Here is a 22,307-nt window from a genome sequence, read left to right as displayed (position 1 = left end):
ATCGACCGATGGGGGCACCATAGATCGACAGTAACACGTTCTAGTTTTGTCGCGGTACCCCTTCCTCGACGGGTTCCGCGGCCCGTCTCAGATCGCGTTCTCCAGCTCCGCGAGCGCGTCCTCCAGGTGGTCGAGCATGCGGTGCAGCTGGGGCACGCTTCGCCGGCAGCCGACCAAGCCGAAGTCCAGGTTCTCGGCATTGGAGGTGAGCGTGATGTTCACGGCCTGCCCGTCGAACGGGATGGACAGCGGATAGATGGCGTCCAGCCGCGCGCCGTTCCAGTACATCGGCTCGCGCGGGCCCGGCACGTTGGAGATGACGATGTTGAACGGCGGCGAGGTCAACGGAAGGAGCGCGGGCACCAAGTTGAGCGCGATCGGGCTGACCATCAGCGCCGAGAGCGCCATCGACTGCACCGGCGAGAGTTCGCTGTAGACCTCTTTGCTCTTCTGCATCGACTCGCTCACCGTCCGCAACCTGGCGATCGGATCGGCCAGATGGGTGCCGAGATTGCACAGTAGCGCGCCGACCTTCACGCCGTTGGTCTCGGTGTCGTCCGCCGAGCGCAGTGACATCGGCACCATGGCGATCAGCGGCTTGTCCGGCAGCGCGCCGCGCTCGGCGAGGTAGGCGCGCAGCGCTCCCGCCGACATCGCGAGCACGACGTCGTTCATCGTCGTCCCGGTTGCCTTGCGCACCTGCTTGATCCGCTCCAGCGGCCACGACCGCACGACGGAGCGGCGGGCGCCGCCGATCGGCACGTTGAACATGGTCTTCGGCGCCTCGAACGGCAGGGTCACCTGCTGCTCGCGCAACGCGGCGAGCGCGGCGCGCAGCAGCGGCGGGCCGGCAGCGGCGGCCGCGACGAGGTTCTTTGCCGCGCCGAGCAATCCGGATCGCTGCGGCTCCTTCTTGCGCCGCGAGCTCGGCAGGTTCCACGGCACGCGGGTCTCGATCGAAAGCGGGTCGTCGGTCAGGGTGCGCTGGAGCAGCCGCTGGGCGGAAACGCCGTCGATCAGCCCGTGGTGCATCTTCGAATAGATCGCGAATCGGCCGTCTTGCAGACCTTCGATCAGATGGATCTCCCACAGCGGACGGTGCCGGTCGAGCAGGGCGCTGTGCAGCCCGGAGGCCAGTTCGATCAGTTGCTCCTGGCTGCCGGGGGCGGGCAGCGCGATGCGGCGAACGTGGTAGTCCAGCTCCACCTCGTCGTCCAGCGTCCAGGCCAGCTGCGGCGAGCCGAGCAGTTTGGCCGGGCGCCTGCGAAAGGTGGGATGGATCTCGCGGCAGGACAACAGCTTCTGGTGCGTCTGCGCGGCGAACTCCGGACCGGCTCCCTCCGGCGGTTCGAACAGTTGTAGCGAGCCGACGTGCATCGGGTGCTCGCGGGATTCGGCCAGTAAGAACACGGCATCGACCGGTGCAATGAGTTCCATATGTGTGTCGCCCCCTGACGACGGTGGAGATCTTGTGCGATGAACAATCGACCACGCTGTCGGGTGGGACACACCACAGGAACCTGTGCACCCGTGCCAAAGTTACCCGGCTACGTCCGGGGACGTGCGGATAATCAGCGCACCGGCTCGGCGACCTTGGCGACCATCAGGTATCCCTGATCGAATCGTTCGTCGGGCTGCGGCGCGCAGACCATCCGGGTGATCACCGTGAAACCCGCTTCGCGCGACAGTTCGGCGAGCCGGTCGGGTGACCAACGGTAGGCGCGGGTCACCTTGTGGTCGAACGCGATCACTTCGTCGGCGGCCTCCGCCGCCTGGAACGCCAGCAGTGCGTGCCCTCCGGGACGGAGTACCCGATGGAACTCGCGCAACACGTGCGGCACCCGTTCCGGCGGCAGGTGGATGATCGAATACCAGGCCACGAGTCCCGCCAACGCGCCGTCCTCGATGGCCAGTTCCTCCATCGATCCCACCTCGAACCGCAGGCCCGGATACTCCTCGCGGGCCAGTTCGATCATGCGTGGCGAGAGATCCATGCCGAAGGCCGGTACGCCGAGTGACACCAGGTGCGCGGCGATCCTTCCCGGACCGCAGCCGATGTCGGCGACCGGCCCGGACTCGTTGGCCCGCAACAGCTCCGCGAATGCGCCGAGAACGGCGCGGTCGAACGTCGCGGTCGCCAGGTGGCCGCGGGCGAAGTCGGTGTAGAGCTCGGCCATGTCGTCGTAGGCGGTGCGGGTGGCGTCGACATCGGCATGGGTCAAGACCGGAACTCCTTTGCGCGAAACGGTATTCGTACCTCTCATGGCGTCGCGGACAGTGCTGGATCGTCCTGCGGAGCGGCGGCGCGAGACTGCCTGGTCCCGAGGAACGATCCGAGCACGACCAGCGGGAAGCCGATCGCCATGCCCGCCGTCAGCGGCTCGTCGAGCAGCGTCACCCCGAGCACGATAGCCACCGCCGGATTGATATAGGTGATCACCGTGGCGCGCGCCGGGCCTATTTCGCTGATCAGCGCGAAGAACAGCAGGAACGCCGCCGCGGTGCAGACGATCGCGAGGCCGAGCACCGAGAGCGCGGCGTCCGCGGCGAAATGCGTTGGCGTGCGCAGCGCGGCGAACGGCAGGTAGAGCACCGTCGCCAGCAGTAGCGACGCGGTGACCACGCCCATCGGTGGCAGATCCGCCAGCGCGCGGTTGATGACGATGGGGCCGAGGGCGTAGCCGATCGTCGTCAGTCCGATGGCGCCGATCGCGGCGGGGTTGGACAGATCCACGTCGAGACCGACCAGGGCCGCCACGCCCGCGAAGCCCACGATCAGGCCCAGCATTCTTCGCGCGTCGATGGTTTCGTGCCCGAGGCGGGTCACGATCAGTATCGCGATCAGCGGCACCGCCGCGATCAGCAATCCGACGGTCGAACTGTTGAGTGTGGTCTCGGCGTACCCGATGAGCAACCACGGGCCGGAGATCTCCACCAGCGTGTAGAGCAGCAGCGGCCGCCAGCGTCGCAGCACCGGCCGCAGCGCGTCGGTGTACAGGGCGACAGGCAACAGCAGCAGGCCGCCGATGAGTGTGCGGCAGAATGCGACGAACACCGGATCGAAGTCCTCGACCGCGACCGCGATCATCGCGTACGGCACGCCCCAGATCACACCCATGGTCAGGAACAGCAGCCAACCGCGGCTGGTCATCGCGCCGTCCTCCGAGCCCGCATCGCAGTTCTCATGCTCTCGCTCGCTTTCGATTCAGAAGGAGCGTAGCGGGTGATCCCATGATCCGACAGAACTTTTCGGTGTGCGGCAAGGGCACACGGGTCAGCAGCCGAGCTGGTCCGCCAGATCGAGGAAATCCCTTGCGTTGAAGTCGAATTCGTCTTCGTATCGGACGTCTACGGCGCCGCCCGCGCCGAACTCCAGCGGCCGCGCCACGAACGCCGTGCGGAAGCCGAGCGCGCCCGCAGCCCTGATGTCGTACTTGTGGCAGGCGACCATCATGATCTGCTCGGGAGCCAGCCCGAGATAAGTCGCGGCCATCCGATACGTCGCCGGGTCCGGCTTGAACGCGCCCGCCATCTCCGCGGTGAAAATAGCGTCCCACGGCAGCCCGCCCAGCTTCGAAATGTTCACCACCGCAGCGACATCCGCGTTCGACAAGGTCGCCAGCGTGAACCGGGTCTTCAGCCGGGCAAGGCCCGCGACGGCGTCCGGCCACGGCACGATTCGCTGCCAGGCCCGCGCAAGCGACTCCCGCTCGTCCTCGCCGAGATCCGTCACGCCGTATTCGGGGAGCAGCCGATCCAGCGCGTCGCGGTACACCGAGTGCACCGTGGTCCACTGGTCCCTGCTCGTCTTCGAGTCCCGCAGCACCTCGAAATACTCGGCGCGCCAACGATCGACGAACTCCGCCCAGTCCACGTGCGGGTGTCGCCCCGCGCTCGTCTCGCGCAACGCGCCGAGCACCGTGGAATGGAAATCCGTCGCGGTTCCCTGCACGTCGAACAACAACGCGCGCACTCCACTCGTATCACCCACCCCCGAATCCAATCACGTGAGCGCGGTTCGCCGTGCTGGTCACCTGCGAGGTGTTCCCCACAGGTTGCGCAGCAGGATCCACGGTTGTTCCGGATCGGGTACCCGGCCCGCCTTCAGCTCGGCCGCGCCCCAGCCGTCGACGGCGCGCAGCACGGCGGCGGTCGCGGCGACCAGCAAGCTCCGGTCGGCCGCGACGGTGATGATCCCGATGGCGACGCCGTTGTCCACGAAGTCGGCGATCCACGACTGGAACGCGCCCTGCTCGCGCAGCAGAAAAGCCGGATCGATCAGGGCGAGGTCGTCGGGATGGGTCTCGACGTGGGTGCGCAGCCGCTGCTCGACGGTCGTCAGCTGCGTCCAGAACGCGTCGTCGTCTGCGACGCGCTGCCAGGTGCCCAACACCTCGGCGAGGCGGGCGGCGACGTCGTCCAGCGCGGTGTGCAGCAGGTCCTCGCGGCCGTCGAAGTAGTTGTACGCCGAGGATTTCGAGATGCCGGCCGCCGCGATGATCTGGTTATAGGAGGCGCTGTCGACGCCGTCTTCCGCGAATACGCGCTGCGCGACCTCGAGGATGCGGCGCTGTTCGTCGGCGGGAAGCCGGGTGAAGCGGGGAAGCGGCATGGACTCATGCTAGGTCCTAGGCATGCGCACCTAAAGCGTGTGCCATCAGTACACACCTATGTTCTGAAGGTGGCGCGACCAGAATGGCTGTGGCAGCTGTGCCCACTGGAATGGTCGGGCGCACACCGCTCGAACCGATCACCTGGTGGTCATTCGCCGTATCCGTCTGCCTCGCAACGGGAGCGATCGCCGTCGGCCCACGCGGATTCACCCACGAGTGGGGATGCACCTATAACGCACAGCGCCTTCACGGTCGGGTTGATCGTGAAGGCGCTGTGGGTACTGCCGACTAGCTCACCTCGCGCCGGTGGTGGTGGGCGCCGGGGATTGCGTTGTGGTGGGGGCCGGTTGGGTCGTGGTCGGCTGAGTGGTGGTCGGTGCCACCGGCTCAGCGGGGGCCATGGTGCCGGCGGGTGCGGCGACCGAAGTCCGTGCCTGCGGGTTCGTCGTCTCCGGCGCGGTTGTCGCGCTGGGGGTTTCGGCCTGAGGCGTGGTGGTCGGTGCGGTGGTGGTCGGTGCCGTGGTGGTCGGAGTCGTGGTGGTCGGAGTCGCGGTCGTCGATGCGACCGGGGCGCCGGTCTTCGTCGGCGCGGCCGTGGTGGTCGGCGCGGCCGAGGTCGTGGTCGCGGCGGCCTTCGGCTTCGCCGTGGCCGACGCCACCGCCTCGTTCGCGGCCGCGAAGTCCGCCGCCTCCGGCCGCGAGGACTTGTCGACCGTCTCGCCGGCCTGCGCCTGCTTCGCCAGGTGGGTGAGCCAGGCGGCCGCGTACTCGGCGGAGGACAGCGGCCTGCCCTCGTCGGCGTCACGCCAGTAGTCGAAGTGGTGACCGGTGTGGTCCGGACCGAGGGTCAGCTTGTACGGGTCGCTCATGACCACCGGGATGGTGTTCTGGTTGGTCACGATCAGGCCGATGATCTCGTTCAGCACCTTCTGCGGCAGGTACGCCAGCGGCGACATCTGCTCGGTCGAGATCGAGTCCGCCTTCGCGGGCTCCTTCGGCTTGTCGCCCGGCTTGTACGCCGGATCGGAGACGCGCAGCAGGACCTCGAGGAAGGTCTCGTCGCTGGCCATCCAGTTCGGCTGTGACTGGATGTCGGCGAACGCCGCCATCGCGATGCGGCCGAGGGTCACGGCGACGTCCATGCCGGTCGTCGGATTGAGCCCTTCGCGCTCGAGCTGGTCGACGTTCAACTGCCTGCCGACATTCACCACCAGCTGCAACAGCGAGATGTTCTCCGGCGCCGCGCAGGTGAGGTCGCCCTCGGAGCAGAACGAGGCGATCTTGCCGTTCAGCGCACCGAAGTCACCGCTGGTGCCAGCCACCGCACCCTGACCCGAGACGGGCTTCCTGCCGTCCTGATACTGCTGGTCGAAGCCGTCGGGGTTGCGGAAGGGATCCTCGGAACCGGGGAACGGTCCGTCGCCGGCCGAGCGGCCCGAGTCGGCGAGGATGACGACGCCGAGCACGTCGTCCGGATCGACGATCCCGTGATCGCCCTCCGGCTGATGCCCGATGTTCATCGCGACGCGGCGGACGACGTCGGCGCCCTCGCTGTATCCGACGATCGAGAACTTGGTGTCGGGGCAGGCCTCCGAGATCTCCCGCATCACCTGCTGGGTGTTCTCGACGCCCGCGTTGACGGCGTCCTCGTAGGTGGACATGTTCGCCGGGTACGCGATGTAGACCGCGGCGTACGAGCCGGGGTCGACGTCGTCGGCCGGAGCGTTCACGACCGGGTCGACCCAGCGACTGTTGTGGTCACCCGCCAACGCTGCGGGCAACTCGTTCCCGTCGGCGTCGACCAGCAGTTTCGTGGTCCCCGCTTGGGGCGTGTCGCCGCGACCGGCCACCGAGATGGTGACCATGTCGTGGCATTCCGTGACGGACGCTTTGAGCTGCGTGTCCGCGGTATGCGGTGACGACGTCACTGCGAACGAGGCAGCGACGATCGCCGCCACCCCCAACGCCGCTGGTGCAGCGACGGCCGAGGCTATACGATGCCGCGCGAAGAACTCGCGAAAAGCCATGTCCCGATCCCATTCCTTACCGACAGGTGGACAGGCCCCCCGACGGGCCAGATGTCACCAAGGACGTCGGCGCCGAAGCGGCGGGCGTTACTGTGATCGATTCGTCCGCATCTCCACCCGGACCACGCACACGTCCACCCGATCGGGCGGCAGCTCGGTTCCGGTCGTGGTGTTATCCGCGTCTCATGTATCGATGAGGGGGCAATCTCCGCCGACGTACCTTTCGAGTGACGCTCGGCCGCAACGAACCGAAAGTCATTGCGCCCTAACGGCCTACCGGTTATATACCCCGCCGGTCGCTTCGGTAGATCGACGGGGTGAACCTCGCGGGAGCGATGTGCGTGCGATACCCGTCACGACGGCAGCTTCTCCAAGGCGCGCTGCGTCTGTTTGCGCACCGCGGGAGCTCGGTCGTGGAGCAGAGGTTCGATCAAGCCCCGCACGCCGGGAGCCTTCATCTGAACGAGTGCTCGAGTCCTGGACGTAGTCGGTCAGGATTGGGTCATCGCGCCGCGCTTCCTCGGGGAACAGCGGTTTCACGCTGATATAGAGCTGGGTGGCGAACTCCGATGTCGTGGTGCCATACCACGACAAGAGCTCTCCCGCCTTCCCGATCCAATGAGGCCAACGGTGCGGTCGGCACCAAGAGGTTGTGGTCCCGACAGTGGACCTCGAATCTGTACATTCGGACACGTCGCGATCTCGGGCGTGGCCCCGGATGTCATGCCCCAATCTGGAAGCCGTCGAGAATAGTGGGCGGCGTCCGCCTGCTAGCGTGCCGGTATGCAGGACAGTGTGACAGTTCGGATGGCCGCGCCCGCCGAGAAGATCTGGGAACTTGTCAGCGACGTCACCAATACCGGGCGGTTCAGCCCCGAAACCTTCGATGCCGAATGGATCGGTGGAGCGACCGGACCCGCGGTCGGCGCGAAGTTCCGCGGGCACGTCAACCGCAACGGCTGGGGTCTGAAGTATTGGACGGTCTGCCGGGTCATCGCCAGTGAGCCGGGCCGCGAATTCGCCTTCACCGTGCTCGGTCCCGGCGGGATGGACGTCAACACGTGGCGCTACCGGCTGGAGCCCGTCGAGGGAGGCACCGACGTCACCGAATCGTTCGAGCTGGCCAGGATCCTGCCCCTCCGGCTGTATTGGCTGATTGCCGGTCGGCTGCGTGGAAAGACGAATCGCGAGGGTATGCGCGAAACCCTGCACCGCATCAAGGCATTCGTCGAATAGCTCTCAGCAGACTTGCCGCGGACCGGTGAGTCTGTGTGTCAGAAGGAAATCCATCATCCGGCGCTGCAACGTGAGTCCCGCCGGTGACTGCATGAGCAGCCCGCCGCCGATGTGGTCCGGTCCGATGGGCGTGACGAATTGCGCTAGCTCGCAGCCGGTTTCGGTGTAGTGCTCGATGGTCGCGGGCACCGGATCCGCGGTGGTGCTGACCGCGGTCGGCGTGTCGGCGAGGGTGAGGTCGCCCGCCTGCCGATCGGCGCCGAGCCACTGCAGGATGTTGGCGCGGCCGATCGGGTAGAGGCTGGTCTGATCGGCGAGGTCCTGGAGGAAGAAGGCCGGGACCGGGCGGGCCCGCGGGCCCATCGACGCGACGATGGTGGCACCGGTGAGATCCGCTCCGAGGGGCTGCAGGCTCATGCGGTGCGGTCCACCCGCCATTGGGGCTATCGCGGCGTACAGATCCGGATACGTGGCCGCCATGACGGTGCTCATACCGCCGCCCGCGGAATAGCCGCCGACGTAGACGCGGGCGCGGTCGATCCCGAACTCCTCGATCAGGGTTTCGGTGATGCCAGCGATGATCGAGGGCTCACCGGTGTCGCGCTCCTGGTTGGCGGGGTCGAACCAGTTCCAGCACCAGCGCTCGTTGGCGTCCCTGGTCTGGATCGGGTACGCGAGAACGAAACCCAGCTCGTCGGCGATCCTGGTCAGCGAGAAGCCGTTGTCGGCCAGTTGCGCTTCGGGGTCGGTGCAGCCGTGCAGGTAGATCATCAGGGGTTTGCCCGCCATGTCACCCGGCGGCACGTGCAGGTAGTAGCTGCGGGTGCCCGCCGCGTTGGTGTAGCTGCGCTCGGTGATTCCGGCCGCGGAAGCGCGCGCACTACCGAGCACGGCCGGACCAGAAGCCAGCAGCAGCGCGAGGAGCATGGCCCCCAGCTGATTTCGAGAAATGACGCGGTCGATCAACTGCACTCCCCACACGAAAGCACCAACGAATACTCGCGATTCGCACCTCGGGGCGTTCCTTCGATGCGGGATCGGGCTCGGCACCAGCTCTACCTGAAGGGTACCCATTCCAATAGGGGCGGGCTGATCATCACGGTGTCGGCCGGCGGGGCTTCAGCTGACATCGGTGACCGCCGCGCGGCTACCGTAGTCCGCCCGCGAAGTCGGGCAGGCTGCTCTCCCGATAGACCGCGGCCCGTTCACGGATCGCGCAGGGTCGGCCCGATGCCGGCCGCGACCGACTGCGGTGATCGCAGCCAGCCACGGCAGCGGCGGTAGTGCACGACCGCTCGCACCCGGTGACGCCGCCGGTTCGAGCCCGGGAATCCCCAGACGCTCAACCTTCGCCCGAGAGCCGTTGGCGCAGGATGGCCGCCCGAAGCGTGAGGTGGTTGCGCTCGGCGAGGTTCTGCGCCTGCGCGGCCGCCTCCACGTAGAGCCGCGCCGCCGTGGCGACATCGCCCGCCCGCTCGTGGAGGTAGGCGGCCGAAGCGGTGAATCGCGGGAGCTTCGGGTCGAGTTCGGCGAGCGCGGCGAGCCCCGCCCGCGGCCCGTCCGCCTCGCCGACGGCGACGGCGCGGTTGAGCCGTACGACCGGGCTGTCGGTGAGACGGACCAGCTCGTCGTACCACTCCACGATCTGCACCCAGTCGGTCTCGTCGGCTTTCTGCGCGTCGGCGTGCAGGGCCGCGATCGCGGCCTGTGCCTGGTATTCGCCGAGCCGGTCGCGGGCCAGCGCGGCTTGGAGCACGGCCACGCCCTCGGCGATCATGTCGCGCCGCCAGAGGCCGCGGTCCTGTTCGGCCAACGGCACGAGGCTCCCGTCGGCGCGCGTGCGGGCCGGGCGTCTCGCGTGGTGCAGCAGGAACAGTGCGAGAAGTCCGGCGACCTCCGGGTCGTCGGTGGTCGCGGCCAGCTGCCTGGCCAGCCGGATCGCCTCGGCGGCGAGATCGACGTCGCCGCTGTAGCCCTCGTTGAACACCAGATACAGCACCCGAAGAACCGTGCGCAGGTCTCCGTGCCGATCCAGCCGCACCTCACTCACCGTGCGTTTGGCCCGGCTGATGCGTTGTGCCATCGTCGCTTCGGGCACCAGATACGCCTGCGCGATCTGGCGCGTGGTGAGACCGCCGACGGCCCGCAGCGTCAGTGCGACGGCCGACGCGGGAGTCAGGCTCGGATGCGCGCACAGGAAGTAGAGCTCGAGCGTTTCGTCCACGGAGGCGGTCGGGCCCGGCGGCGGTTCGTCGGAGACCCGCAGCTCGCGGCGGCGTCGCGCGACATCGGATCGGGCGAGATCCACGAAACAACGCCAGGCCGTGGTGATCAGCCAGCCCTTGGGATCGCCGGGGCGCTGCTTCGGCCACGTCTCGACGGCACGGACCAGAGCCTCCTGGACTGCGTCCTCGGCGGTCGCGAAATCCGCCCCGCGGTGGACGAGGGCCGCCAGGACACCGGGAATCAGGTCCCGCAGCCGTGCCTCGTCCACCGCGTCGGCGGTCATCATTCGGTGACGGTCGGCGCAGCGGTCAGGAACGGCCGAACCTCGAGCCACTCGTGAATCGGCTTACCGCCCGCGCCGGGCGCCGCGGACAACTCGCCCGCCAACTCGACCGCGCGCTCGTACGAGTCGACGTCGATGATCATCCAGCCCGCGATCAGGTCCTTGGTCTCCGCGAACGGGCCGTCGGTCACCGGAGGCTTGCCCTCGCCGTCGTAGCGGACCCACGCGCCCTCCGGGGCCAGGGCCTGGCCGTCGACGTACTCGCCGCTCTCTTCCAAGCGGGCCGCGAAGTCGTTCATGTACCGCAGGTGCGCCTCGATCTCGGCGGGCGTCCACTGATCCATCGGCACGTCGTTGACGGCCGCGGGCGCGCCTCGATAGTGCTTGAGCAGCAGGTACTTGGCCATGACATTCTCCCTTCGGCTTGCGACCCTAGTCGGTCGCTCACCCCTGGGACGGAGCTGTCACGCCGTTCTCGACATCCGCCGACGAATCTTTTTCGCCGCTTCTCCGAGGGCCTGTTCATTCGGCGACGGCCGCGCATCCGCGTGGCTCCGGCCGCGACAAGGCGATCGGGAAGTAGCCCATCGACAGCAACCACCGGCGCCGCGAGCCGATAGGTCGCTGCGGTGGTGTCGGGAAGACCGCGACACCGGTCGGCACGTGCCTCTGGGTTCGAGCCCGAACATCGACCAACGGCGGCATAATGGTTCGCGACAGTGGCCGGTAGCGGTTAACTTCGAGCCATGTCGGTTGGTGCGCGTGAGCTCGAGATATTCGAGAACTCGAGGGCGCGATTGGAGGCGATCGCGTATCGCCTGTTGGGTTCGGCGAGCGATGCCGAGGACGCGGTGCAGGATACGTTCCTGCGCTGGCACACCGCCGATCATGAATTCGTCGAGACGCCCGAGGCGTGGCTGACGAAGGTGCTCACCAATATCTGCCTCAACCAGCTCACATCGGCACGGGCACGGCGAGAGTCATATGTGGGCCAGTGGCTGCCCGAGCCGATCCTGGCCGGGGACCGTATGTTCGGCCCGGCCGACACCGTCGAGCAGCGCGAATCGGTGTCGATCGCAATGCTCACTCTGATGGAACGGCTGTCGGCCAAGGAACGCGTCGTGTACGTGCTACGCGAGGCATTCGGCTACGCGCACAGCGAGATCGCCGAAATACTCGATCTCACCGAGTCCAACTGCTATCAGATCTACCGGCGCGCCAAACAACACATGGCCAGTGACCGCGCCCGCGTGGAAGTCGATGAGGCAAGTGCCCGCAAGATCGTCGAAGAGTTCCTCGCCGCCGCGCTCAGCGGCAAGACCGACTCGCTGGTGCGGCTGCTGACCGACGATGTGATCAGCGCGGGTGACGGCGGCGGCGTGGTCTTCTCTTTGCCGGAGCCGATCACCGGCGCGCTCCGGGTGGCGAGATTCCTCCGCCGCCTGTTCGAGCCCACCGCGGACAAGTGGGCGACGATCGGCGGCCGTGCCGACCTGTTCGCCGCGGTGGTCAACGGGATGCCCGCACTGGTGATTACGGTCGGCGATCGGGTCGTCGGCGTCATCGCCTTGGAGGTGACCACCGACGGCATCGCGGCCGTCCACACCCAAGCCAACCCGAGCAAGCTCGAACGCGCCGCACGCCACTGGCCCGCATCCGAGCAGGCAGAACCCCTTTTCGAGGGATGGTGACTTAGCTCACAGTGCACTCCTGTCAGGTTTCCCGCCGCTGTCCGGTTCAGGAAGCGAACACCACCCAGACAGGAGTGAGACCATGACCCACCGCATCGTCGTTCTCGGCGCCGGATACGCCGGAGCCAACGCCGCCGGTCGCCTCGCCAAGCGGCTGCACCCCGCCGATGTCGAAATCACCCTCGTCAACGCCGATCCCGAATTCGTCGAGCGGGTGCGCATGCACCAGCTGGCGACAGGACAGGAGCTGAAGAGCCGGGCGCTGACCGACGTCTTCGCGAACACGGGCGTGCGGGTGCAGCTGGCGCGGGTGATCGCGGTCGATGCCGACCGCAAGACGGTCGACATCGTCGCCGCCGATGGCACACGCGAGATCGCTTACGACACTCTGGTTTACGCCCTCGGCAGCGCCGCCGCCGACTGCGGTGTGCCCGGTGTGGCCGAGCACGCCTACGACATCGCCGGTAAGCAGTCGGCGCTGCGGCTGCGCGAGCGTCTGGCGAGCCTGGGCGCGGGGGCGACCGTATTGGTCGTCGGTGGCGGCCTCACCGGTATCGAAGCCGCCACCGAAATCGCCGAAGCCCGACCGGATCTCGAGGTCACCCTCGCTGCTCGCGGCGGCCTCGGGGACTGGCTGAGCGAGAAGGCCCAGCAACATCTGCGCAAAGCGTTCGACCGGCTCGGCATCACCGTGCGCGAGCACACCGACATCGCCCGCGTCCAGCGGGCCGGTGCCGTTACCGCCGAGGGGCGCACGATTCCGGCCCAAATAACCGTGTGGACAGCGGGTTTCGACGTCCACCCCATCGCCGCTGCCACCACCCTGCGGGTGTCGGAGACCGGGCGGATCGTCGTCGACGAGACAATGCGGTCGGTCTCGCATCCCGACGTCTACGCCGTCGGCGACGCCGCGCTCGCCCCCGGAGCTAACGGCGATCCGCTGCGTATGTCCTGCGCCTCGGGAGTCCCGACGGCCTACCAGGCTGCCGACGCCATCGCCGCGCGCCTGACCGGCCGAAAAATCCCCGGCAACTCGATCGGCTACACCGCCCAGTGCATCAGCCTCGGCCGCCGCGACGCCGTCGTCCAGTGGGTCACCCCCGACGATCAGCCCAAGCCCTCCGCTCTCACCGGCCGAGCGGCCGCGCGACTCAAGGAGTTCATCTGCAAGAGCGCGGCCTGGAGTATCTCGCACCCGACATCGATGCTCCCGTCCAGCCGCCGCCACATCACCACAGCCGAGCCGAACCGCGCCCTCACCGCGTGACGCCGCACCCCTTCGGGCAGCTTGACCGGCTCGGCCGAGCATGGCGACGAACTGCACCATGATGGTCGGAACCACCAGCGCCACATCCGGGGTGGCGTGGACTGGAGAGCCATCACCCGACGGCTCCCTCGCGGGCCTTGCGGTCCAGGCACTGGATCGGATTCGCGAGCAGGGTCAGGGCTTTCGCGTGTCAGACGATGTGGTTGGGCTCTTGGGCGTGCGAAGGGTCCGGCGGACGGCATCGCGGAGCCAGCGGTGGGCTCCGTCGGCTGTGTGCCGGGGGTGCCAGGCCATGCCGATGGTCAGTGGCGGCAATGCCAGGGGGATGTCGAGTAGGTGCAGTCCGAGGGCGGTCGCGTCGTCGGTGAGGGGCGACGGGTCGGCGCCGGGGAGTGCGGCGGGCACGAGGCAGACGACGTCGCTGCGCGCGGCGAGAGTCATTGCGGCCAGGTGGCTGGGCAGGACGACGCTGACCCGCCTTTGAAGCTTCTGCTCGGCCAGCGCGGTGTCGAGGGGGCCGGTGAACCGGCCACGACGGCTGACCGCGACATGTTGCGCGGCAGCGAGGCGGGCCGGAGTCAAGGGTTCTTCGGTGAGATGGTGGCCGCGCCGGACGGCCGCCACCAGGCGCAGCCTGACCAGTTCTTCGACCTGGGTTTCGGGGTCTACGTGGTCGATGGATCCGATCTCCAGGTCGATCCGGCCGTCGCGGAGTGCGGATCCGGCCTCCAGCTCTTCGGCCCGGAACCGGAACGAGACTCCCGGCGCCTCCTGCTGGGCCAGGTGCAGCAGTCGGGGGGCCAGCGCCGCGCCGACCAGATCGGCGGCCTGGAGGGTGAAGGTGCTGCTGAGGCTGGCGGGGTCGACACCCATGCCCGGACTGAGCAGGGCTCCGAGGCTGCGTACCACCGCGGCGGCTTCGTCTCGCAGGGCCTCGGCACGAGGGGTGGGGACCATGGTCTGTCCGGCCCGGACCAGGAGGGGGTCTTGGAGGATGCGGCGCAGGCGGGCGAGGGTGCGGCTCATGGCGGCGGGCGACGTGTGCAGGCGGGCGGCGGCGCGGGTGACGCTGTGCTCGGCCAGCAGGGCGTCCAGCGCGATGGCGAGATTGGCGTCGATGACCGGATCCGGGCTGTTCACCAGCGTTATTCCATTTCAGTCAATAATTAAGTGCTGAAGTTCCCATTGTGGCAACGCTTTCTCCTTCGCAGGATGACGGGTGTACCGATCCACACGACCCGCGAGGCTTTCATGATCGTTATTACTGCTCCTACCGGGAACATCGGCCGTCCCCTGCTTGCCCAGCTCCTGGAATCCGCCCCCGCGGCGGGCGAGGAACTGCGGGTGATCGCGCGGGATCCCGCACGGCTCCCGGACGCGGCGCGCGGACGTGTCGAGGTGATCACCGGCTCGCACGCTGACGCCAAGGTCCTCGACCGGGCCTTCGAGGGCGCCGACGCCGTCTTCTGGCTCGTCCCGCCGGACGCCTCGCGGCCGCCGCACGACGGCTACAGCGGCTTCACCCGCCCCGCCGTGCAGGCGCTCGCCGCCCACGGCGTCGGCCATGTCGTCGGGGTCTCCGCGCTCGGCCGCGGCACTCCGGTCGCCGACAGCGCCGGCCTGGTCACCGCCTCCCTCGTCATGGACGACCTCATCGCAAGCAGTGGCGTCGCCTACCGGGCCCTGGCCAACCCGTCCTTCTTCGAGAACCTCTTGGAGGAGGCCGACTCGATTCGCGACAAGGGCGTGTTCACCGACGTCGTCGACGCCGACCGCAAAGCCCCCCTCGTCGCTGTCGCCGACATCGCGGCCGTCGCCGCAGGCCTGCTGCTGGACCGCTCGTGGACCGGCACCGACAGCGTCCCAGTCCTCGGGCCGCAGGATCTGTCCCCCAACGACCTGGCCCGCATCATGACCGAACAGCTCGGCCGACCCATCCGCTACGAACGCCAGCCGCTCGACGAGCTGCACACCACCCTCGTCGGCTATGGCCTCGACGAGGAGTTCGTCCAGGGTGTCGTCGACATGAAGCGGGCCAAGGACCAGGGCCTCGACGCCGGAGTCGCCCGCACCCCGGATACCGCTTCCCCCACCACCTTCGAACAGTGGTGCGCCCAGACCCTCGCGCCTGCTGTCCGCTCCTGAAGCCCACCCCCCGGCGTCCGGAACCCATGGCGCCCAGACCACCTACACCTTTGGAGACATCCTGATGCCCGCCGAAAAGACCCAACCACCCATCACGGCGTTCATGCTCGTCAAGACCACACCCGAGTGGCTCGCTCTGACCGTGCAGGAACGCATGGACGCCTTCACCACCCAGGTCCTGCCCGCCATCGAGGCCAAGACCACCGGCGTACGGTCACGCTTCTACGACACCGAGTTCTACTCCGCACGCATCACCGACGTCTGGGTATGGGAAGCGGCAGACCACCACGCCTACCAACTCCTCATCGACGCACTCCGCGAAACCCCATTCTGGGACCGCTATTTCGAGGTCATCGACCTCCTCGTCGGCACCGACAACGGCTATGCCCGAACCTACGGCCTCGAACCCGTCGCCACCATCACCACCTGAAACCCTTTGAGCAGGCGAGAGCCCGCTGACCCTATAGCAACTGTCGGGGTCTCCCAGCGGGCTTCGTCTCGTTGAGGTCCAGGGTTGCGTCGAGCTCGGCAGGCTGATCAGGCCGGATAGCAGTCGTAGCTCTCCTGCCGCAGAATGCGGCCCGCGTCGTCGTAGGTGAGGAACATGGCCACATCGGCCTGCATGACATCGCCTGCCTCGAGGTCACCCAGCCGTTGCGCCAGTACGCCCGACCACCGAAGTTGCACGGCGACGCGGTTTTCCACGGCGAGCGTGTTCTGGATGTCGTAGCGCTGTGATTCGAACGCACGCGCTCCGGCGATGGATGCCTCGAGCATCGCGTTCAGGGCGCGGGTCCGCCCAGTCGGTAGCACCCGGCTGGGGTGTTCGACTTGGACTGCCCCGGGATGAAAGAACCGACGCAGTTGATCACCGGTGACCCCGCTTTCCAGAGCTGTCAGCAGGTCACGGGCTTTGTCGGTGAAGCAAGTCATATGAACAACGGTAGTTGTTCAACTATAGTTGTGTAAATGGGCGATGTGGCACTGGAAGATCTCGATATCCCGACCTTGGTCATGCTCACCGGCGAGGCGGTGCGCGCCCGGGTGACCGAGCAGATGCAGGCTGCGGGTTTCGCGGATATCCGCCCGGCGCACGGGTACGTCTTCCAGCACCTGATCGACCGCAGTCCCACCGTCGGTCAGCTCGCCGAGCAACTGGGCATGACACAGCAGGGAGCATCGAAACTCGTAGTCGAACTGGAATCACTCGGCTACGTCAGCCGCAACAGCGACCCCGCCGACCACAGGGTTCGGCGCGTCCTCCTCACCGAACGCGGAACCGCCTGCGTCACGGCCGCGCGCCGGGCACGCGCGGAATGGCAGACGGCCCTTGCCGAACGGCTCGGTGAGCCCGGTATCGCGACGCTCGCCACCGGTTTGGCCGCCTTCGCCGAAGAACTCGGGATCGAAGAGACGGTCCGTCACCGGCAAGTGAAGCTGCCACCGCACGAACGGTAATGCTCTGTGCCGCCACCTATTCCGGCAACCGGTGCAGTCACGTGGTTGTTGGCCGGGCCGACGCGGTACTGGTATCGCCGTTCGATCAGCCGCGGGCCATGTCCACGAACCGGCTCAGGTGCAGCTGGTGGGCGACGGTGATGGTGGCGGTGGGGCCGTTACGGTGCTTGCCGAGGATCAGGTCTGCCTCGCCGCCGCGCGGGTCGTCGCGTTCGAACGCGTCGGGGCGGTGCAGCAGGATGACCATATCGGCGTCCTGTTCGAGCGAGCCCGATTCGCGCAAATCGGACACCATGGGGCGCTTGTCGGTTCGCTGTTCCGGACCGCGGTTCAGCTGACTGATCGCGACCACCGGGACTTCGAGTTCCTTGGCCAGCAGCTTCAGGTTTCGGGAGAAGTCCGAGACTTCCTGCTGGCGGGATTCGACCTTCTTGCCGGAGGTCATCAGCTGAAGGTAGTCGACCACAACGAGTTTGAGATCGTGGCGCTGCTTGAGACGACGCGCCTTCGCGCGAATTTCCATCATGGTGAGGTTGGGTGAGTCGTCGACGAACAGCGGTGCCTCGCTGATCTCGCTCATGCGCCGAGCCAGCTTGGTCCAGTCGTCGTCGCTCATCCGACCCGACCGCATGTCGCCGAGCTTGATCTTCGCCTCCGCGGAGAGCAGACGCATGACGATCTCGGTCCGGCTCATCTCGAGCGAGAAGATGACACTGGCCAGACCGTGCTTGATCGAGCAACTCCGCATGAAATCCATGCCGAGCGTGGAATTGTGCGTCGGGATCATCGAGCGCCCGGCGAGATACAGGTGGTCGGCGTTGTCGACCTCGACGCAGCGAACCGGGACGCTCTCTGTTCGGCGGACGTCTACGATGTACCGCGAACCGGACCGCGCGGTGTTGCGACTTGCGCGACGCTCTTTGTGCACCAGCGCCTTCCGGTGCAAACCGAACACCTCATCGTCAGTGGAGAACGTCACGGTGTACGCGATCGACGACTCCGCTGAGCGGCCGGGCACGCCCTTCGTCGACACGCCGCAGCGGTAGCCGAGGCTCACTATCAGTTCTTGTACATCCCGGAACAGTCTCTCGTTGGTGACCGAGAACTGCACGGAGCCACCGTGAGTCACTGTGCCGTCGGTGTCGAGCAGGCCGGCGAGGAGCGCTCGGCGCTGCGCTTCCGACGATCGCAGGTATTCGGTCGGAACGTGCTTGTCTCCCAGCACGCCGATTGTCCGCAGTCGCGCCTGAACGCTGCCGACGCTGTTGCGGCAGGTCTGACACAGCCGCAGCCCGATCGACGGGCCGCCGCAGTGTGCACAGGTGGGTGGGGCGACCGGCGCCGAAACGAAGCGGGCCTTTCCGCCGCAGGACCGACCACAAGTGCGTACTTCGCTGGTTTGCGGGACGAATCCCGCTCCGCACACGACACATTCGCGGACCACAACAGGTTCGGCATCGGGCAGCCGCAGTTGATAGCGAAGTGAGGCGGAGCGTGACGGAACCGCGACGATTCCTTCGCCTTCGATGCGGGCGATGATCTCTGGGTCCGCCGTGGTGATCTGCGCCGCGGCCGCGGTGCCGTCGCCAAGCCAAGCACCCAGTGTGTACGGAGGAACAAGCAGCTCGCGGTCGGGCAACTGCAGTGGCCGCGCGTTGGTCACCGAGTGATTTAGCCTGCGGTCGGCCGTCGCGCAGCGGAGCGTCTCCGCGATCTCGGCGGTGGTGCGGACCGCCGCGAAGGTGCGCTGGTTGCGATACCGGTTGAGACCAGCGGCTGCCTGCTGCGCCGAGCGTCGGGATGCCCTTGTCTCAGTAAGCCACTGATGCAGCTCATCCGCCAGGAGAACGGTCCCGTCCGAGAATTCTACCTCGTAGCAGGGGCGGTCGGTGAGGACTTCGGTGGCGGCGAGGACGCGGGTTGGGCGGCCGGCGGCGTCGATGAGTTCGTCGCCGACCTGGACTTCGCCCATGGTGGTCCAGCCGGTGGGGGTCGGCAGGGGGGTGTCAAGGGCGAGCGCCTTGCCGACGCCTGGGCGGGCGGCGACGATGATCATCTGACCCGGGTGCAGGCCGTTGGTGATTTCGTCGAGTTCGGTGAATCCCGTGGGGACGCCGAGGGAGATGCCGCCGCGGGAGGCGATGGAGTCGATTTCGTCCATCGTTGGCTGGAGGAGTTCCTCGAGGGGGAGGAAGTCTTCGGTGGTGCGGCGTTCGGTGACCTCGTAGACCTCGGCTTGGGCGCGGTCGACGACCTCGGCGATGTCCTGGCCGTCGGCGCCAGCGTAGCCGTATTGGACAATGCGGGTGCCCGCCTCGACGAGGCGGCGCAAAATGGCCTTCTCCGCGACGATTTCGGCGTAGTAGCCTGCGTTCGCCGCGGTGGGGACGGTTTGAGTGAGCGTGACCAGATAGGGGGCGCCGCCGATGCGCTTGAGCTCGCCGCGGCGGTCGAGGCCCGCGGCGACGGTGACGGGGTCGGCGGGTTCGCCGCGGCCGTACAGGTCGAGCACGGTGTCGTAGATCGCTTGGTGCGCAGGTCGATAGAAGTCGCCCGGCCGGATGACCTCGACGACGTCGGCGATGGCGTCCTTGCTCAGCAGCATGCCGCCGAGGACGGACTGCTCGGCCGCCATGTCGTGCGGCGGTTGGCGTCCGAAGTCTTCGCCGGGAGGTTCGGGCGGAAAGTCCGTGTGCCCGCGGTCATCGGTGGTTGTCACCAGACTCGACCGTCCTCTCTACCCCACGACCGGATTCTCACCGTATCGATGACTCGTTCTACTCCGGGGCTGTGACACGTTTCGACACAGCAACGAACACGTTCGCCTCGCCCGTTGCGACCGGTTGCAGCAACCATCGCGGCAGCGCTGGATCGCGTCCGTACGGGCGGCCCGTTCCGGACAATGCGACGAACCTAGGCGACCCGATGGGGCGTCGCCAAACCGAGCTGTGCGCACAACTGTGGATAAGTTGGGGACTGTTTACCAAACCGTGTGCACCCCCTGTGTACAACTTGGGGAAAACCCAGATCACATCGCCCAAATGCGCTGATGGATGCGTGTTTCCGCATCTGTGCACGTGTGGATAGATCTGGTCTCGGCGTGTCGCCCAAGATGAACGGCCGGGCGTGTTGGGTAAACAGTGTGCACACCCGCTATGAGCTGCGTCACATGGCGGTCGGTCGGTTTGGGCAGTAATCCACAGGTTGAATAACCGGAGGTGGGACGCCATAGCCGACGCGACCCATGGTGTTCCAGCTCACCGCATCTCGGAATGGCGAATGCCTAGCTAATGCGTTGGTGTAGCACGACAGGGCAGGCCGAAGACCACCCCCGTGCGATCACGGGGGTGGTCTTCGAACGTGCGCGTGATCCGAACCGCCTCGGGGCGGCGCGGACTCAGCTCGCGGCGACGACCTGCAGGTCGAACTTGGCGGCCACGTCCGGGTGCAGGTGCACCACGATGCCGTGCTTGCCGGTCGACTTGATGTGCGCCTTCGGCAGCTCGATGCTGCGCTTGTCGACCACGGGGCCACCGGCGGTCTTGACGGCCGCGGCGACGTCCGCCTGGGTCACCGAGCCGAACAGCTTGCCGGTGCCTGCGGTCTTCACGCTCAGCGAGACCGACTCCAGGCCCTCGATGGCCTGCTTCAGCTCGTTGGCGTGATCGAGGTCGCGGACCCGGCGGGCGTCCTGCGCCCGGCGGATGCCCTCGACCTGCTTCTGCGCACCACGGCTGGCGACGATGGCCAGGCCGCGCGGCAGCAGGTAGTTGCGGCCGTAGCCGTCCTTCACCTCGACGGTGTCACCAGGGGCACCGAGGTTGTCCACATCAGCGGTCAGAATCAACTTCATTTGCGTGCCTCCCTTACTCAGCGAGCCGTCGACACGTAGGGCAGCAGGGCCACCTCACGCGAGTTCTTCACGGCAACGGCGATGTCGCGCTGGTGCTGCACGCAGTTGCCGGTCACCCGGCGGGCGCGGATCTTGCCGCGGTCGCTGACGTACTTGCGCAGCAGCGTCGTGTCCTTGTAATCGATCGAAACGGTGCCGGACTTGGCTTCCTTGCAGAAGGCGCAAGCCTTCTTCTTCAGCACCTTTTCGCGCGCGGGCGCCTTAGGCATGGTCTTTTACTCCAAATTTATTGTGGCCCAAGTGATCCGGGCCTATGAAGCCGTATCAGAACGGCGGTTCGTCATCCATGCGGCTGCCGCCCCCGAAGGAGCCTGCCGCGGGCGCGCTGCCCCATGGGTCGTCCTCGGCGCCGCCGGAACGACCGCCGCCACCACCACTTGACGCACCGGAGGAGGCGTAGCCGCCACCGCCACCACCGAAGCCGCCGCCCCCACCGCCGCCGCGGCTGGCCTTGTTGACCTTCGCGGTTGCGTAGCGGAGCGAGGGGCCGACCTCGTCGACCTCGAGCTCGACGACCGTGCGCTTCTCACCCTCGCGGGTTTCGTAGGAGCGCTGCTTGAGCCGTCCGCTCACGATGACGCGAGCGCCTCGGGTCAGGCTTTCGGCGACATTTTCCGCGGCTTCGCGCCAGATGTTGCAGCGCAAGAAGAGCGCTTCGCCGTCTTTCCATTCATTGGTATTACGGTCGAACACGCGGGGGGTGGACGCGACGGTGAAGTTCGCAACCGCCTGCCCCGCGGGCGTGAATCGCAGTTCGGGGTCAGCCGTCAAGTTTCCGATGACGGTGATGACCGTGTCGCCTGCTGCCATGGGTTCCTCCTGCTCGGTGTGCAGTGCCAATTCTGCGTTCTCGCGAGCCCTGCGTGGCCGCATGGGCCACCACCTTCCGGCGTGCCGCTCGGCCGCGATGCGCAGCGCACTCGCTGTTGCGCTAGAGCCTAGAGACAGGCACCGACGCTGACGAGTGCGGTGGAACTACTTGTCGTGGCGCAGAACCTTGGTGCGCAGCACCGACTCGTTGAGCCCCAGCTGGCGGTCGAGCTCGCTCACGGTGGCCGGGGTTGCGGTCAGATCGACCACCGCGTAGATGCCCTCGGCCTGCTTGCGGATCTCGTAGGCGAGACGACGACGGCCCCAGATGTCGACCTTGTCGATCTTGCCGCCTTCGGTCTTCACGACGCTGAGCATGTTGTCCAGCGACGGACCGACAATGCGCTCGTCCAGGCTCGGGTCGAGGATGACCATCACTTCGTAATGACGCACGGACCAATCACCTCCTGTGGACTAGGAAACGGCCACGGACGGTCCGTGGCAGGAGGGTTCGTTGCGTCAGCAACCCGGTAAGGCTACATGAGCGCCTGCTGACCTGCGAAATCCACCCCCGCCACCCCGTGTCGCCCGTATTTTCCGACGGCTGCGCACTGTGGCCGCCGCGGCACATAAGGTGG

The 22,307-nt window shown here is 67.2% G+C and carries 22 protein-coding genes; 6 read left to right on the top strand and 16 right to left on the bottom strand.

Translation table 11 applies throughout. From position 1 onward, the window contains the following. Positions 1-87: 87 nt before the first annotated feature. The 6 genes from NX1_RS18355 to NX1_RS18330 all read right to left on the bottom strand — a co-directional run bounded on the left by NX1_RS18355 (position 88) and on the right by NX1_RS18330 (position 6,640). On the bottom strand, positions 88-1,437 hold the full coding sequence (locus tag NX1_RS18355; protein ID WP_068060587.1) for a WS/DGAT/MGAT family O-acyltransferase: 1,350 nt from the start codon (positions 1,435-1,437) through the stop codon (positions 88-90). 134 nt (positions 1,438-1,571) lie between these two features. Further along, complete coding sequence (locus NX1_RS18350; protein WP_245668562.1) at positions 1,572-2,222, bottom strand: class I SAM-dependent DNA methyltransferase; 651 nt, start codon at positions 2,220-2,222, stop codon at positions 1,572-1,574. Positions 2,223-2,260: 38 nt separating this feature from the next. Next, entirely contained in the window at positions 2,261-3,151 is an 891-nt protein-coding gene (locus NX1_RS18345; RefSeq protein WP_068060581.1) for a DMT family transporter, read from the bottom strand. A 123-nt stretch (positions 3,152-3,274) separates the two neighbouring features. Next, positions 3,275-3,991, bottom strand: a complete 717-nt coding sequence (locus NX1_RS18340; RefSeq protein WP_068060578.1) for a haloacid dehalogenase type II — start codon at positions 3,989-3,991, stop codon at positions 3,275-3,277. A gap of 39 nt (positions 3,992-4,030) precedes the next feature. After that, positions 4,031-4,612: a TetR/AcrR family transcriptional regulator gene (locus NX1_RS18335; RefSeq protein ID WP_068060575.1), complete on the bottom strand. Its 582-nt coding sequence runs from the start codon at positions 4,610-4,612 to the stop codon at positions 4,031-4,033. 294 nt (positions 4,613-4,906) lie between these two features. Then, a complete protein-coding gene (locus NX1_RS18330) occupies positions 4,907-6,640 on the bottom strand; it encodes a cutinase family protein (protein ID WP_068060572.1) in 1,734 nt (577 codons plus the stop codon). A 783-nt stretch (positions 6,641-7,423) separates the two neighbouring features. On the opposite strand from NX1_RS18330, the gene NX1_RS18325 reads away from it, so the two are divergent. Continuing rightward, a complete protein-coding gene (locus tag NX1_RS18325; protein ID WP_068060569.1) occupies positions 7,424-7,876 on the top strand; it encodes an SRPBCC family protein in 453 nt (150 codons plus the stop codon). Positions 7,877-7,879: 3 nt separating this feature from the next. Here NX1_RS18325 and NX1_RS18320 read toward each other — a convergent pair whose 3' ends face one another. From NX1_RS18320 to NX1_RS18310, 3 genes are all read right to left on the bottom strand, one after another. Continuing rightward, the gene (locus NX1_RS18320) at positions 7,880-8,842 is read right to left on the bottom strand and encodes an extracellular catalytic domain type 1 short-chain-length polyhydroxyalkanoate depolymerase (protein WP_169812251.1); all 963 of its coding nucleotides are present in this window, start codon (positions 8,840-8,842) and stop codon (positions 7,880-7,882) included. 376 nt (positions 8,843-9,218) lie between these two features. Continuing rightward, positions 9,219-10,385, bottom strand: coding sequence for an RNA polymerase sigma factor (locus NX1_RS18315; protein WP_068060563.1), 1,167 nt, complete (start codon positions 10,383-10,385; stop codon positions 9,219-9,221). Then, on the bottom strand, positions 10,385-10,792 hold the full coding sequence (locus tag NX1_RS18310; protein WP_068060560.1) for a YciI family protein: 408 nt from the start codon (positions 10,790-10,792) through the stop codon (positions 10,385-10,387). The genes NX1_RS18315 and NX1_RS18310 overlap by 1 nt, the downstream gene beginning before the upstream one ends. 339 nt (positions 10,793-11,131) lie before the next feature. Between NX1_RS18310 and sigJ the strand changes: the two genes are divergently transcribed. Next, positions 11,132-12,076 carry an RNA polymerase sigma factor SigJ gene (sigJ, locus tag NX1_RS18305; protein WP_068060557.1) on the top strand — a complete coding sequence of 315 codons (945 nt, stop codon included), beginning with the start codon at positions 11,132-11,134 and terminating at the stop codon, positions 12,074-12,076. Between the two features lie 82 nt (positions 12,077-12,158). Then, on the top strand, positions 12,159-13,343 hold the full coding sequence (locus tag NX1_RS18300) for an NAD(P)/FAD-dependent oxidoreductase (protein WP_068060553.1): 1,185 nt from the start codon (positions 12,159-12,161) through the stop codon (positions 13,341-13,343). A 174-nt stretch (positions 13,344-13,517) separates the two neighbouring features. Here the strand turns inward: NX1_RS18300 and NX1_RS18295 are convergent, their stop codons facing one another. Further along, a complete protein-coding gene (locus NX1_RS18295; protein ID WP_157119836.1) occupies positions 13,518-14,483 on the bottom strand; it encodes a LysR family transcriptional regulator in 966 nt (321 codons plus the stop codon). Positions 14,484-14,555: 72 nt separating this feature from the next. Here NX1_RS18295 and NX1_RS18290 point away from each other — a divergent pair, with 72 nt between their 5' ends. Both NX1_RS18290 and NX1_RS18285 read left to right on the top strand, forming a co-directional pair. Continuing rightward, positions 14,556-15,488 carry an NAD(P)H-binding protein gene (locus NX1_RS18290; RefSeq protein ID WP_218024144.1) on the top strand — a complete coding sequence of 311 codons (933 nt, stop codon included), beginning with the start codon at positions 14,556-14,558 and terminating at the stop codon, positions 15,486-15,488. Positions 15,489-15,552: 64 nt separating this feature from the next. Next, positions 15,553-15,918: a darcynin family protein gene (locus NX1_RS18285; RefSeq protein ID WP_068060546.1), complete on the top strand. Its 366-nt coding sequence runs from the start codon at positions 15,553-15,555 to the stop codon at positions 15,916-15,918. Between the two features lie 107 nt (positions 15,919-16,025). On the opposite strand, the gene NX1_RS36405 is transcribed toward NX1_RS18285, so the two are convergent. Further along, the gene (locus NX1_RS36405; protein ID WP_068060543.1) at positions 16,026-16,421 is read right to left on the bottom strand and encodes a nuclear transport factor 2 family protein; all 396 of its coding nucleotides are present in this window, start codon (positions 16,419-16,421) and stop codon (positions 16,026-16,028) included. 36 nt (positions 16,422-16,457) lie between these two features. Here NX1_RS36405 and NX1_RS18275 point away from each other — a divergent pair, with 36 nt between their 5' ends. Then, entirely contained in the window at positions 16,458-16,946 is a 489-nt protein-coding gene (locus NX1_RS18275) for a MarR family winged helix-turn-helix transcriptional regulator (RefSeq protein WP_068060540.1), read from the top strand. A gap of 85 nt (positions 16,947-17,031) precedes the next feature. Here the strand turns inward: NX1_RS18275 and dnaB are convergent, their stop codons facing one another. From dnaB to rpsF, 5 genes are all read right to left on the bottom strand, one after another. Further along, a complete protein-coding gene (gene dnaB / locus NX1_RS18270) occupies positions 17,032-19,665 on the bottom strand; it encodes a replicative DNA helicase (RefSeq protein ID WP_068060538.1) in 2,634 nt (877 codons plus the stop codon). A gap of 678 nt (positions 19,666-20,343) precedes the next feature. After that, positions 20,344-20,799: a 50S ribosomal protein L9 gene (rplI, locus tag NX1_RS18265; RefSeq protein WP_068060535.1), complete on the bottom strand. Its 456-nt coding sequence runs from the start codon at positions 20,797-20,799 to the stop codon at positions 20,344-20,346. 17 nt (positions 20,800-20,816) lie between these two features. Continuing rightward, entirely contained in the window at positions 20,817-21,068 is a 252-nt protein-coding gene (gene rpsR, locus NX1_RS18260; protein WP_067786801.1) for a 30S ribosomal protein S18, read from the bottom strand. A gap of 55 nt (positions 21,069-21,123) precedes the next feature. Continuing rightward, positions 21,124-21,669 carry a single-stranded DNA-binding protein gene (locus tag NX1_RS18255; protein WP_068060809.1) on the bottom strand — a complete coding sequence of 182 codons (546 nt, stop codon included), beginning with the start codon at positions 21,667-21,669 and terminating at the stop codon, positions 21,124-21,126. A gap of 165 nt (positions 21,670-21,834) precedes the next feature. Then, positions 21,835-22,122, bottom strand: a complete 288-nt coding sequence (gene rpsF, locus NX1_RS18250) for a 30S ribosomal protein S6 (protein ID WP_068060532.1) — start codon at positions 22,120-22,122, stop codon at positions 21,835-21,837. Positions 22,123-22,307: the final 185 nt, after the last annotated feature.

This window comes from Nocardia xishanensis NBRC 101358 (assembly GCF_001613365.1).
GTDB classification, from domain to species: domain Bacteria; phylum Actinomycetota; class Actinomycetes; order Mycobacteriales; family Mycobacteriaceae; genus Nocardia; species Nocardia xishanensis.
This window is presented reverse-complemented; position numbering and strand designations above follow the sequence as displayed.

Excerpts from the sequence above, each read along its gene's own strand:
- NX1_RS18310 (WP_068060560.1), bottom strand. The coding sequence starts at position 10,792 with ATGGCCAAGTACCTGCTGCTCAAGCACTATCGAGGCGCGCCCGCGGCC.
- rplI (WP_068060535.1), bottom strand. The coding sequence starts at position 20,799 with ATGAAGTTGATTCTGACCGCTGATGTGGACAACCTCGGTGCCCCTGGT.
- NX1_RS18285 (WP_068060546.1), top strand. The coding sequence starts at position 15,553 with ATGCCCGCCGAAAAGACCCAACCACCCATCACGGCGTTCATGCTCGTC.
- rpsR (WP_067786801.1), bottom strand. The coding sequence starts at position 21,068 with ATGCCTAAGGCGCCCGCGCGCGAAAAGGTGCTGAAGAAGAAGGCTTGC.
- NX1_RS18345 (WP_068060581.1), bottom strand. The coding sequence starts at position 3,151 with ATGACCAGCCGCGGTTGGCTGCTGTTCCTGACCATGGGTGTGATCTGG.
- NX1_RS18275 (WP_068060540.1), top strand. The coding sequence starts at position 16,458 with ATGGGCGATGTGGCACTGGAAGATCTCGATATCCCGACCTTGGTCATG.
- NX1_RS18315 (WP_068060563.1), bottom strand. The coding sequence starts at position 10,385 with ATGACCGCCGACGCGGTGGACGAGGCACGGCTGCGGGACCTGATTCCC.
- NX1_RS18330 (WP_068060572.1), bottom strand. The coding sequence starts at position 6,640 with ATGGCTTTTCGCGAGTTCTTCGCGCGGCATCGTATAGCCTCGGCCGTC.
- NX1_RS18355 (WP_068060587.1), bottom strand. The coding sequence starts at position 1,437 with ATGGAACTCATTGCACCGGTCGATGCCGTGTTCTTACTGGCCGAATCC.
- NX1_RS36405 (WP_068060543.1), bottom strand. The coding sequence starts at position 16,421 with ATGACTTGCTTCACCGACAAAGCCCGTGACCTGCTGACAGCTCTGGAA.
- NX1_RS18335 (WP_068060575.1), bottom strand. The coding sequence starts at position 4,612 with ATGCCGCTTCCCCGCTTCACCCGGCTTCCCGCCGACGAACAGCGCCGC.
- NX1_RS18290 (WP_218024144.1), top strand. The coding sequence starts at position 14,556 with ATGACGGGTGTACCGATCCACACGACCCGCGAGGCTTTCATGATCGTT.
- sigJ (WP_068060557.1), top strand. The coding sequence starts at position 11,132 with ATGTCGGTTGGTGCGCGTGAGCTCGAGATATTCGAGAACTCGAGGGCG.
- NX1_RS18255 (WP_068060809.1), bottom strand. The coding sequence starts at position 21,669 with ATGGCAGCAGGCGACACGGTCATCACCGTCATCGGAAACTTGACGGCT.
- NX1_RS18325 (WP_068060569.1), top strand. The coding sequence starts at position 7,424 with ATGCAGGACAGTGTGACAGTTCGGATGGCCGCGCCCGCCGAGAAGATC.
- NX1_RS18300 (WP_068060553.1), top strand. The coding sequence starts at position 12,159 with ATGACCCACCGCATCGTCGTTCTCGGCGCCGGATACGCCGGAGCCAAC.